Raw genomic sequence first — 12,440 nt, 5'->3', positions numbered from 1 at the left:
GCCCCCACACAATGCGAGGACTTTTTGAGTTATGAAATTTTTTGAATGACTCCTTCTAAGCTAAGCAGGATTTCTTTCTTGTCTAATCCTCCACCATATCCAACCATATTGCCATTACTACCAATGACACGATGACATGGGATGATAATCGGTATTGGATTCTTATTGTTTGCCCCACCAACAGCTCGAACCGCTTTTGGGGCACCTATTTCTTGAGCAATTTCTTTATACGATTTTGTTTTACCATATCCAATGTTCTTTAATGCATTCCAGACTTTCTTTTGAAAAATGGTTCCACATAAGTCTAACGGAAGATCAAATGTTGCTCTCTTTCCTGAAAAATAGTCCTCAAGTTGTTCACGAATCGGACGTATGGTTTCCATACAGTGTGTAAGTTCACCTTTTCGCCCATGCTTTTTCAACCATGCATTCAAAGTAGCTATACTTGTTTTAAGTTCTCCAAAATGAATGTGACACACACCATGGTCTGTTGCAACGATCGTAAGTCTACCAAGGGGACTATCCATTTCATCGACATAATGTATCAGTTGCTCTGTCATGTCTTCCCTTCCTTCCGATTGTCCAAACTTTTTCTTATTTTACCTTAATTTTGTGTGGATTGCTTGGATCTTAACTCTTGTTTTCAAGGATACTAATTCCTTTTTCTATCTCAAGAAGCACTTCCTCATCAATTTCTTTGTTTTTCGCTTGTTCTAATCGATTTTTCTCTTCTATGCTTCCTATTTGCGCAATTGCCCAAGCTGCTGTTCCTCTGATTACTGGTCTTGGATCCTTTTGCATTAGCTCATGCAAAACGGGTAACGCTTGATGGTCTTTAAAATGCGCAAGAGCAATAATGGCGTTTCGTTGAATCGGCTTTTTGCCACGCCACGAGCCAGATACATGACCAAACTTTTCTTTAAACTCACGATTGCCCATTGTCAGCAAAGGTAACAACTTCGGCTTTGCAATTTCAGGATCAGGCTCCATTTCATCATGCAAATGAAAATCCTTCCCCTTATTCTCTGGACAAACTTGCTGACACGTATCACAGCCATAGAGACGATTACCGAGCTTTTTACGGTATTGCTCAGGAAGAAAGTTTTTTGTTTGTGTTAAGTAAGCAATACATTTCTGTGAGTCTAGCTGACCTCCTTGAACTAAAGCCCCCGTTGGACAGGCATCTATACAGCGCGTACATGTTCCACATTGCTCTGTTAACGGAATATCTGGCTCTAGTGAAACAGTTGTAACAAGTTCACCTAAGTACACATAACTACCAAACTCTGGCGTAATGATTGCGCAGTTTTTCCCACTCCACCCAATTCCAGCACGCTCCGCTACTGCTCGGTCTGATAATTCACCAGTATCAACCATAGAAATTGTTCGTGCTTCAGGTACTCGATTTTGTAAAAAAGTTTCAATTTTTTGTAAACGTCCCCTTAAAACATCGTGATAATCTTTACCCCAAGAAGCACGACAGAAAACCCCTCTTCGCTCTTCTTTCGTGCTTTTTGGAGGGTTGTTCATCTTAGAAGGATAGCCAAGAGCAATCGAAATGATCGTCCGTGCTCCTTCTAAAAGACGCTTTGGTTGTGTTCTTTTTTCTATATCCGACTCTTCAAATCCAGATTGATAGCCAAGCTTCTGCTGGGTTTGGAGCCGATCTTTAAGCTGTAAGAATGGATCAGCAGATGTAAAACCAATCTTATCAACTCCTATTGACTTACTATATGCAATGAGTTCTTCTTTTAATTGGGCATTTGTCATAGGCCCATCACCTTTCTTCTTCCTTTTCCACAAATTGTGCTAAAATGAGGTCACAATAATGATAGGGGGTTATAACTTTGATCCACGTACATCTAAACAGCAGGATTACTGAGCTTATTCCTACGTTTAAAATCGGTGTGATCCAATACCATGATATCGTGATTGGCGACTCACCTCAAATGTTAAAAGGTCGATTACAATTTTTTCAAGAAACATTAAAGGTAGAGCTAGAATCAAAAGCTTTAACAGACTATGCAGGTATCGCTGAATGGAGGAAAACATTTAAGACACTACAAATCGATCCAGGAAGATATCGTCCCTCTCATGAAGCTCTTTATCGCAGAGTGAAAAAAGGCGATTCCTTACCCCTAGTACATTCTGCCGTCGACTTAAATACCTTCTTTTCGCTTGAATATGTGATTCCTTTAGGAATTTATGATCTCGCCAATATTAAAGGCGATGTCACCCTTCGTCTCGGTGAAGAAAACGAATCATACGAAGGCGTCAATGGCCGTTTGAATGATATGAGTGGCAAACTCATTAGCTCAGATAGCGAGGGTGCTTTCGGAAGCCCGATTGTTGATTCCATTCGAACGAAAGTGACATTAGATACAACTTCAGCTCTTCATATCCTCTATCTCAGGCCTTCTATCGATTATACAGAGGCAGAGCAACTTGTCAAAGCAGTAGGCAAGATGTTTACACAAGTTCACGGTGGGGATTTCAATAGCAATATATTCCCTTCTTCATAATTTAGGTTTATAATTGATCAAGATTGGGAATTAGTAATATGAAGATCATTATAGGAGGGCGATGGAACGATATGACTCAAGAAAAAGTATCAACTATTTTAAATAAGCAAATTGCTAACTGGAGTATTCTATTTGTTAAGCTACATAACTACCATTGGTATGTAAAAGGACCTCAATTTTTCACATTACACGCTAAATTTGAGGAATTATATAATGAGGCTTCCCTTCACATCGATGAGTTAGCTGAACGTCTACTTGCGTTAAAAGGATCTCCTGTAGCAACAATGAAGGAATTCCTTGAAACATCTTCTGTAAAAGAAGCACAAGGCAGTCAAGATGCAGAAGCAATGGTTTCTGAACTCGTCGAAGATTTTGATATATTAATTGATGAATTAAAAGAAGGAATGGAAGCAGCTGATTCTTTAGGAGATGAAACAACGGCTGATATGCTTTTAGCTATTCATCAATCCCTTGAGAAGCATAACTGGATGTTACGTTCTTTCTTGAAATAAGTACTTGTAGAAGATGGATTCCGACCTTATATCGGAGCCATCTTTTTTCTTCTTTTAATCCAAGTATATTCGCAATCGTCAATACGGTCACTAATAGGCTTGAAAACAACATGACTCAGGCGAATGATGCACCCTTGCACTCGGAGTCATTTTCACGTCCGTTTGAAAAGCCTTGTGAATGAAGAAGGAGCGATTATTGAATCCTTTCTTCACCCCTTCATATAAGTTAAGTAAGTAAATTCCAATCGAAATTTTAATCATTTTCTCAAAGAAAAATCCGAACATAGGACATGTTAGTCATCCTATATTCGGATTCAAAAATTCTCTATTAAAAAGCAACAGAAATATATTTCACTTCAACATACTCATCCATTCCATAATGGCCGCCTTCTCGACCAATACCACTTTCTTTCCATCCTCCAAATGGTGCTTGTGCAACGGATGGTACACCATCGTTAATACCAACAATTCCAAATTCAAGCTTCTCACTTAGTCGAATTGCCTTGCCAATATCTCTTGTAAAGACATATGCAGCAAGACCGTATGGACTGTTATTTGCTCTCTTAATCGCTTCTTCTTCTGTCTTAAATGTTGCAATAGGAGCAAGTGGTCCAAATGTTTCCTCCTGCATACATAACATGTCATCTGTTACACCACTGATCACTGTTGGCTCAAAGAACAACCCACCTCTACGCTGCCCACCTGCTGCAATCGACCCGCCTTTGCTCGTCGCATCTTTAATATGCTCATTCACTTTCTCAGCTGCATCTTCATCAATTAATGGACCAATGTCAATATTATCTTCTAACCCATTTCCGATCTTAAGCTCTCTAACAGCTTTTGCAAATCGTTCAGTGAACTCTTCACTAATGGATTCAGCAACATATAGACGGTTTGCGCAGACGCATGTTTGTCCTGCATTGCGATATTTTGAAGCAACTGCTTGTGTAACAGCAACGTCTAAATCAGCATCTTCCATGACAATAAGCGGTGCGTGTCCGCCTAGTTCTAATGAAATCTTTTTCATCGTTTGAGCGGCACCCTTCATTAAATGCTTCCCAACCTCTGTAGATCCAGTAAACGTTAGCTTTCTTACGCGCTCATCCTCTTGCCAAGCATCAACAATTTCACTCGAATTACCCGTTACGACATTGATAACACCATCAGGTACCCCTGCTTCTACCGCAAGCTCAGCTAAACGTAATGCCGTTAACGGTGTTTGATTCGCCGGCTTAATAACAGCTGTACAACCAACAGCAAGGGCTGGAGCGACTTTACGTGTAATCATCGCAGCTGGGAAATTCCACGGGGTAACAGCGGCAATGACTCCAACAGGCTGACGCTGAACGAAAAGTCTCTTATTTGGTGCTGACGCAGGAATCGTCTCCCCATATAAACGTTTTCCTTCTTCTGCATACCATTGAATAAAGGAATTCGCATATCCTACTTCTCCCTTTGCTTCTTTCAACGGCTTCCCTTGCTCTGTCGTCATTAATTCAGCAATTTCATCCTGATGCTCTTTAATTAACTCATACCAACGCATCAAAATTTCACTGCGTTCAATCGCTGTACGTGCTGACCACTCTTCAAATGCAGCATAAGCAGCATCCACAGCTTCCTTCGCTTCTTTCTTACCACCAACAGGAATCACATCTACAGTCTCACCAGTCGCAGGGTTTACAACGTCTCTTTGATCAAGATCCTCGCCAACCCATTTACCATTGATCAACATCTCCATTATGTAGCCTCCTTATTTTTTGATACTTCTTATTATTTACCACTTTGTGCGAATTGCCAAACATTAAGCCTCAAGGATTTAATAACTCATCCTGCCAAAAGCTTCATCATCAACGACCATATCCTGCACCTCAAACACAGAAATCACAAAGTACGGGAACCCCCAAGCATAGGGTACTAATTCATACAGTTGAAAGTAGATACCAAATGCTTTATCAGCAATATAGAAATACTGATTTGGGTGGAACAAGATGACGAGAGACAATATCAGCTGGTAATTGTGTCCTATTCATATAACTCCTCCTATTTCTATACTTGTATATATGAGGGATGTCACTTCGCATGATCTGTCTATCTCTTTCATTTCATTCAAAAATAAATGAAAGTAGTAACATACAACAAAAGCCTCCTAATTGTAGGAAGCTTTCTTTCATTCATTTAATTTTCTTCTGGGGTAAAGCTTCTTTTTGAAAATTCATCATCCATCATAAAGAAGGCATTACTGTCATCATCAATTCGCTTAAGCTTTTGAATGATGCTATCAAACATATCCTCTTCTTCCACTTGTTCCTCAATAAACCACTTCAAGAAGTTAATTGTCGCATGCTCACGACCGTCCCAAGCTAAGTCTGATAAATCATAAATTTGCTTCGTTACAACTTTTTCTTGCGCTAATGCCTTTTCGAATGTATCAAGGACAGAAGTGAACTCATTGTTTGGAGCAGGTAATGCTTGAATTGTTGCTCTTTCTCCAAGCGCATTAATAAAGTTGTAAAATTTCATCGCGTGAAAACGTTCTTCCTCTGCTTGCACAAGAAAAAAGTTTGCAAACCCATCTAGGCTCTCATCTGAACAATAAGCTGCCATTGCTAAATAGGAATGTGCCGCATAAAATTCAAAATTCATTTGATCATTTAATGCTTTTAAAAGCTTTTCATTTAACATTAGATTACCTCCTAATTTTCCCTTTCATATATCCATATTATAATATCATTTCCCTTTTTAAAAAGCATGAAACATTTCTCGTTTATATGTTTAAGCATTCTTGACTTTTGGTAATAAAAAACTCATTAAAGATGCAATGACACACAAAATTATGGCCATATAGAAGGTACCCTCATACCCACCAGTTGCATCAAAAATGAGACCAGGTACATAGGAACCGAGCGCTGCTCCAATTTGGTGACTAAAGAAAAATAAACCAATAATAAAACCTAAAGCCGATGGATCAAAATACTGTGAAGCGAGTTTCATTGTTGGGGCAACTGTTGAAAAATCAACAATGCCAAACGAAACAGAAAAAAGCATAAGCAGAAATGAATTACTAATCACAAACCCAAATAGCGTCGGTTCATAAATAATAACAATGAGTAACACAATCGTTAATGCACGAATCCCGTACAATCCCCCGAGCATCCATCGACAATCCCACTTATCTGAAAGAAAACCAGAGACAATCGTTCCTGAAAAATTAAATAAAGCGAGAACACTAATAGCTGTTCCTGCAAAAGCAGCTGACAGGCCGCAATACTGAGCAAACGGAACAAGATGTGTATCGATAAGACCACTTGTTGTAAAGCCACACACAAAAAAAGGAAGTAGTAAAAATAAAAACGATCTGCTTCGTAATAATTGGCTTATTACAGCAAATGGAGATACTTTCTTTTTTTCTTCCTGCTTAAGATTTACTTGCGTGTGCTGTCCACCATATGGATCAATCCCACGCTCTTGTGGAAGCGAGACATAGAAGAAATAAATAACTGGAGCAATGACAACAAGAAGTAAAAGTCCAAGCAGCATAATGGCCATATTCCATCCGAATGCATAAATCGTGAAAATTGAGAGAGGCACAACAAAAAATTGTCCTGAAGCCGTACCCGCGGTCATAATCCCAATTGCTAATCCTCGTCTTGCCGTAAACCACTTTGTCACAACAACTGTACCTAACACATTGGAGGCTCCTCCAAATCCTACTGATGCAATGACTCCATAAATAACCATCAACTGCCATGGTGTAGTTGCAACTGATGTAAGCATCATCGAAACAGAAACAACGAGAACACTGATCATCAGAACCTTTTTGGCCCCTATCCGATCAATGAGTCGTCCGACAAAAGGCTGAATAATACCAAACACTAAGTAACTAACAAAAGCAACGGCTGAAATTTCAGCACGGCTTGATTGAAATGAATCTTCCCAAGGTGTTAAAAAAGCGCCAAAAGAAAGACGAATTCCTTGAACAAGCATTAAAGCTGCAAAAGTGATAATTAAGATCACCCACGCATTTTGCTTTTTTCTACTCATCTATTCACCCCATTACTTTTTAAACTCTGTTAACCTCAACCAATTTCATTATACGTTTCTCTTATCAATATTTGGAGAAAACATTCCAAATAGAAAGAAAAAATCAATCCTACTTCCGAATATCAATTGAAAAAGGCTGACTATTTTTGACTAGTCAACCTTTTTTTCATATTGCTATTTTAGATGATTTGTTTATTTTCTTCTTGATGCTCATCAACTGGATGCTTTGCATAATGCATCTCTGACTCTAAGTAATCCTTATGTTGATTTGCCTCTTCATTCGTCCACTGAAATTCTTTTTTCATATAAGAGATAACACTCTCTTTCCATTCTAATACCCAATCAATATTGAAAAACAGTGCCCCTGTACGACGATTAAAGAAATCAATCGGTGTTGTCACCATCTCTTCCTCGATTCCATAATGAAGCTGGGCATAGACAAGTGGTGAAAGATTGTTTTCCTTAGCTTTTTCTTGTCCGTTCGTGTAGTTGGCGAAAACCTTATCTACGTTTGTTCCATACAATTTCACCATTTTCCAAGCATCGTTCTCTGACATACCAAGAGCCTTACCCTCTGAAACTTTTTTCATTATGAACTGTTCAAACATAGTAGAGCCACCAACATCTCCCCCAGAAAGAGTGATGCGATCTGTTGTACATGACTGATCGTTTCCTAAATCTTTCGCTACGAGATCGATAATTCTTTCAGCCATTTTACGGTAGCCAGTCAGTTTTCCACCAGCAATTGATATCAACCCAGACTCTGAGACGAAAATTTCATCTTTACGGGAAATTTCTGATGCACTTTTTCCTTCCTCATGAATAAGTGGTCTTAAACCCGTCCAACTAGATTCAATATCATTTTTTGTCATTTGAACGCTCGGGAACATATAATTAATGGCATCAATAATGTAATCACGATCTTCTGTTGTCATTCTTGGATGAGCAATCTCATCTTTATAAAATGTATCAGTTGTTCCCACATACGTCTTCCCATCACGTGGTATCGCAAATACCATGCGACCATCCTTCTTAGCAGTATCAAAATAAACAGCTTGCTTCAGTGGGAAACGGTTCCCGTCAATCACTAAGTGAACACCCTTTGTTAGGTGAAGGTATTTTCCTTTTTTCGAACCATCCTTCTCACGGAGCGTATCAACCCAAGGGCCAGCTGCATTGACGATTTTCTTTGCATAAATATCATACGTTTTACCAGAGAGGATGTCTTTCACTTTAACAGCAACAGCCTTTCCATCTTGATAAATAAAGCCCTCAGCCTTCGCATAATTGACGGCTTTTACCCCACGATCAACGGCTTCTTTTATGACTTCTAATGTTAAACGAGCATCATCCGTGCGATATTCAACATAAACCCCTCCACCTTTAAGACCGTTTTTCATAATGAGTGGCTCTTTTTGCAGAGTTTCCTGCTTACTCAGCATTTTGCGACGTTCTGTTCTTTTCACACCTGCTAAATAGTCATACACTTTTAAACCAATTGAAGTAGCCATTTTTCCAAATGTACCTCCCTCGATCATTGGGAGTAACATCCATTCAGGTGTTGTCACATGGGGTGCATTTTCATACACGATTGCTCGCTCTTTTCCAACTTCAGCGACAAGCTTTACCTCAAACTGTTTTAAATAACGCAAACCACCATGGACGAGCTTTGTTGATCTGCTCGACGTTCCCGCTGCAAAATCTTGCATCTCAATTAAACCTGTGTGAATCCCTCTTACTCCAGCATCAAGAGCAATTCCTGCACCCGTAATTCCTCCACCTATGACTAATAGATCTAGTTCCTGCTTACTCATTTCCTCTAAATAATCTAATCGTTTTAGACTAGAGAAAGTTCCCATTACAATCACTCCTCGTATTAGATAAGGTTTATCACCCATTTATTAACGGCAAAGCCTTAGTTGTTAGACATCCTTGAAACTTCAATTTTTCACTACTCTATAAACTCCTGTGAAAAAAAAGAGAAGACCACAACCGCTCTATCTCAGTTTTCACTAAAAATAGAGAGTTGTGGTCTTCTCCTAATCTCCGACCGCAATAATTAACTTACTAAGAGTATATATCACATTCTATGAACATTGCAAGATTTATTACTTAAATGCCATCGTAGCATTCACTGCCTTCTTCCAGCCATTATAAAGTTTTTCTTGCTCCTGCTTATCCATTTTCACATCAAATGTATGATCCACAACCCACTGTTTTGCGATCTCTTCCTTACTATCCCAGAAACCAACTGCTAACCCCGCTAAGTAAGCTGCACCAAGAGCCGTTGTCTCTAGAATAGTAGGGCGTTCAACTGGCACACCTAGCATATCGCTTTGGAATTGCATTAAAAAATTATTCGCTACGACCCCACCGTCAACACGTAACGTTTTTAAAGAGATTCCTGAATCGGCTTCCATTGCTGTCAAAACATCCTTTGTTTGGTAAGCAAGTGACTCAAGTGTTGCTCGAATAAAGTGCTCTTTCTCTGTCCCACGTGTGATACCAAATACCGCTCCTCGCACCTCACTATCCCAATACGGTGTTCCAAGCCCAACAAAGGCTGGTACAACATAGACACCATCAGTAGACTCAACCCGTGTTGCATATTCCTCTGAATCCTTTGCTGATTTTAACATTCTCAGTCCATCTCGCAGCCACTGAATCGCTGAACCAGCAACGAAAATACTTCCTTCAAGTGCATATTCAACACGCCCGTCAACACCCCAAGCTAATGTTGTTAATAAACCGTGCTCTGATTTAACCGCTTTCTCTCCAGTATTCATGAGCATAAAGCAACCTGTACCGTACGTGTTTTTCGCCATTCCTTCTTCAAAACAAGCCTGACCAAAAAGGGCTGCCTGCTGATCACCAGCTGCCCCTGCAATTGGAACACGTGACCCAAAGAAATGATAATCAATCGTCTCACCGTAAATTTCCGAAGAAGGTCTGACCTCAGGTAACATCGATTTAGGAACTGTCAGCATATCAAGTAATTCATCATCCCATTTTAATTCATGGATGTTGTACATTAATGTTCGTGATGCATTCGAATAATCCGTTACATGCGCCTTCCCACCAGAGAGCTTCCAAATGAGCCACGTATCAATCGTTCCAAATAACAAATCTCCACGTTCCGCTTTTTCTCTTGCTCCCTCCACATTATCAAGTATCCACTTCACCTTTGTTCCTGAAAAATAAGCATCAATCAATAAGCCTGTTTTCTCTCGTACAACTTCCTCATAACCATCTTTTTTCAACTGCTCACAAATTTCTGCTGTTTGACGAGATTGCCACACAATCGCATTGTAAATCGGCGTTCCCGTTTTTTTATCCCATACAACTGTAGTTTCACGTTGATTTGTAATGCCAATCCCTGCAATTTCTTTCTCACTAACATTTGCCTTCAGCATCACTCCAGACATAACAGCAAGAATCGAAGCCCATATTTCATTTGCATTGTGCTCAACCCAGCCTGGATGAGGAAAAATTTGTTTAAATTCCTTTTGTTCTACATCGACAATCTTTCCATCTTTATCAAATAAAATCGCTCTTGAACTAGTTGTTCCTTGATCCAAGGCTAGAATATATTTTTTCTCCATGTCTATTCCTCCGCTATTCGAAATTTTTAGTTATCAATTAAGCTACTACTGTTTTCTTTTTTTCAATAAGGCTTGCTTTCTTCTCTAGTCTGATGCTTATGATTAACACAACAAAAAATGCTGCAATAAACACCCATAATGCTGAATAAACGATTCCTTCAAACAATGCTGCATGTGTTAAAGCTCCTAAGCCACCACCGATGATCGGACCTACAATCGGAACCCACGCATATCCCCATTCGGAATCCCCCTTTTTCGCTATTGGCCATAGAAAATGAGCAATACGTGGGCCTAAATCACGAGCAGGATTAATTGCATAGCCAGTTGTTCCTCCTAAAGATAAGCCAATTACCACAATGAGTAAGCCGACAATTAGTGGATTTAATCCTTCTGTAAATTGATTTGCCCCAATTGCCAGAATTCCAAGTACAAGTATAAATGTTCCAAATACTTCACTAAAGTAATTTGATGGAGTATGACGAATAGCTGGCGATGTGGAAAAGACAGCTAATTTCGCACCTTGATCATCTGTTTCCTTCCAATGAGGGTAATAATGCAACCATACGAGAGTTGCGCCAATGAAAGCACCAAGTACTTGAGCTACAATATAACCAGGTACGTCACTCCAAGGAAACTCCCCCACAAGCGCAAGCCCGACAGTAACGGCTGGATTAAGATGAGCACCACTAAATTGTCCTACAGCATAAATGGCTGTTGCAACCCCTAATCCCCATGCAGCTGTAATCACCATCCATCCACCATTTTCTGATTTTGTTTTTTTCAAGACTGCACCAGCGACAACCCCACCACCAAACACAATCAAAATCATTGTACCGATTAACTCCCCCATAAATGGCAACATGCAATTTCCTCCTTCATTGTTATTAATAAAAATTAAAGAGAGAAAAAAAGAGACCAGCAAAAACCTTCCCTATCTCAAGTATTACGATAGGTAAGCTGCTAGTCTCCGAATCTCCGTCACAAATTATTAACTTACTAGTAGTAAAACATATCATGTAAACGCTGTCAACGTTTTAATTTTTAGAAAATTAAGTTTATTTTACCTTTCGAATAAACTATTACACATCCCATAAATCTTGCCTAGATGTCGTGACTCCTACCGCACCAGCTTCTAAGGCTCTTTTTACTTCCTCTTTTTCACGAATTAATCCACCAGCGATAATTGGAATTCCTGTTTTTTCGAAAACTTCTTGAATAATGTGTGGCATGACTCCAGGAAGCACCTCAATATAATCAGGCTGTGTCGTCTCAAGTAACTTATAACTTGATTCGAGGGCAATAGAATCAAGCAAAAATAGACGTTGAATCGCAATAATTTTGTTTTTCTTTGCTGTTAAGACAACATTTTTTCTTGTTGAAATAATCCCTGCAGGCCGAATGTCCTGACAAAGAAATTGCGCCGCATATTCATCATTCTTTAATCCTTGGATGAGATCCGCATGCACAAATACTTTTTTATTCGCGCTTTTTGCCAGTTGAATCAAGCTCTTCAATTGTCCAATATGACTATTTAACAAAATAATCACTTCAAAATCACTTTTGACTAATTTCTCAAATTCCTTTACCGACCTCGCTGCTGGAAAAATGCGTTGCCCGTCAAAATCATGCGTGACCATTATGATCAACTCCTTCGCACTTACTCCGTTTAATTAAAACAAGTCACAAAAGTAATGTCAAAACATAAAAAACTGTACTACCTCTTCACCTTGCTCTTAGGAAACAAAAAAGTATCCTTAAATGAC

General features: G+C 39.3%; 12 protein-coding genes. 2 read left to right on the top strand and 10 right to left on the bottom strand.

From position 1 onward, the window contains the following. Positions 1–29: 29 nt before the first annotated feature. Together IQ10_RS09865 and queG are read right to left on the bottom strand one after the other, a co-directional pair. Entirely contained in the window at positions 30–560 is a 531-nt protein-coding gene (locus IQ10_RS09865) for a methylated-DNA--[protein]-cysteine S-methyltransferase (RefSeq protein ID WP_144450322.1), read from the bottom strand. Positions 561–630: 70 nt separating this feature from the next. Beyond that, positions 631–1,770, bottom strand: coding sequence for a tRNA epoxyqueuosine(34) reductase QueG (gene queG / locus IQ10_RS09860; protein ID WP_144450321.1), 1,140 nt, complete (start codon positions 1,768–1,770; stop codon positions 631–633). A gap of 77 nt (positions 1,771–1,847) precedes the next feature. On the opposite strand from queG, the gene IQ10_RS09855 reads away from it, so the two are divergent. Together IQ10_RS09855 and IQ10_RS09850 are read left to right on the top strand one after the other, a co-directional pair. Beyond that, on the top strand, positions 1,848–2,522 hold the full coding sequence (locus tag IQ10_RS09855; RefSeq protein ID WP_367613670.1) for a B3/B4 domain-containing protein: 675 nt from the start codon (positions 1,848–1,850) through the stop codon (positions 2,520–2,522). A gap of 71 nt (positions 2,523–2,593) precedes the next feature. Next, positions 2,594–3,034: a Dps family protein gene (locus IQ10_RS09850; protein WP_144450320.1), complete on the top strand. Its 441-nt coding sequence runs from the start codon at positions 2,594–2,596 to the stop codon at positions 3,032–3,034. Positions 3,035–3,362: 328 nt separating this feature from the next. Here the strand turns inward: IQ10_RS09850 and IQ10_RS09845 are convergent, their stop codons facing one another. The 8 genes from IQ10_RS09845 to IQ10_RS09810 form a co-directional block, all read right to left on the bottom strand. Beyond that, positions 3,363–4,772, bottom strand: coding sequence for an NAD-dependent succinate-semialdehyde dehydrogenase (locus IQ10_RS09845; protein WP_144450319.1), 1,410 nt, complete (start codon positions 4,770–4,772; stop codon positions 3,363–3,365). Positions 4,773–4,850: 78 nt separating this feature from the next. Next, on the bottom strand, positions 4,851–5,021 hold the full coding sequence (locus IQ10_RS09840; protein WP_242009814.1) for an RsiV family protein: 171 nt from the start codon (positions 5,019–5,021) through the stop codon (positions 4,851–4,853). 188 nt (positions 5,022–5,209) lie between these two features. Continuing rightward, positions 5,210–5,716 carry a ferritin gene (locus IQ10_RS09835; RefSeq protein WP_144450318.1) on the bottom strand — a complete coding sequence of 169 codons (507 nt, stop codon included), beginning with the start codon at positions 5,714–5,716 and terminating at the stop codon, positions 5,210–5,212. Positions 5,717–5,806: 90 nt separating this feature from the next. Further along, on the bottom strand, positions 5,807–7,075 hold the full coding sequence (locus tag IQ10_RS09830) for an MFS transporter (RefSeq protein ID WP_144450317.1): 1,269 nt from the start codon (positions 7,073–7,075) through the stop codon (positions 5,807–5,809). A 179-nt stretch (positions 7,076–7,254) separates the two neighbouring features. After that, positions 7,255–8,934, bottom strand: a complete 1,680-nt coding sequence (locus IQ10_RS09825; RefSeq protein WP_144450316.1) for a glycerol-3-phosphate dehydrogenase/oxidase — start codon at positions 8,932–8,934, stop codon at positions 7,255–7,257. Between the two features lie 249 nt (positions 8,935–9,183). Continuing rightward, complete coding sequence (glpK, locus tag IQ10_RS09820) at positions 9,184–10,677, bottom strand: glycerol kinase GlpK (RefSeq protein ID WP_144450315.1); 1,494 nt, start codon at positions 10,675–10,677, stop codon at positions 9,184–9,186. A 37-nt stretch (positions 10,678–10,714) separates the two neighbouring features. Further along, positions 10,715–11,539 (bottom strand): MIP/aquaporin family protein, encoded by an 825-nt coding sequence (locus IQ10_RS09815; RefSeq protein ID WP_144450314.1) that lies wholly within the window; start codon positions 11,537–11,539, stop codon positions 10,715–10,717. 217 nt (positions 11,540–11,756) lie between these two features. Next, positions 11,757–12,314: a glycerol-3-phosphate responsive antiterminator gene (locus IQ10_RS09810; RefSeq protein ID WP_144450313.1), complete on the bottom strand. Its 558-nt coding sequence runs from the start codon at positions 12,312–12,314 to the stop codon at positions 11,757–11,759. Positions 12,315–12,440: the final 126 nt, after the last annotated feature.

Origin of the sequence: Halalkalibacter nanhaiisediminis, from assembly GCF_007830185.1 — a bacterium.
GTDB lineage: Bacteria > Bacillota > Bacilli > Bacillales > Bacillaceae_D > Halalkalibacter > Halalkalibacter nanhaiisediminis.
Note: the sequence above shows the minus strand (reverse complement) of the source record. Positions and strands in the feature narration are given on the sequence as shown.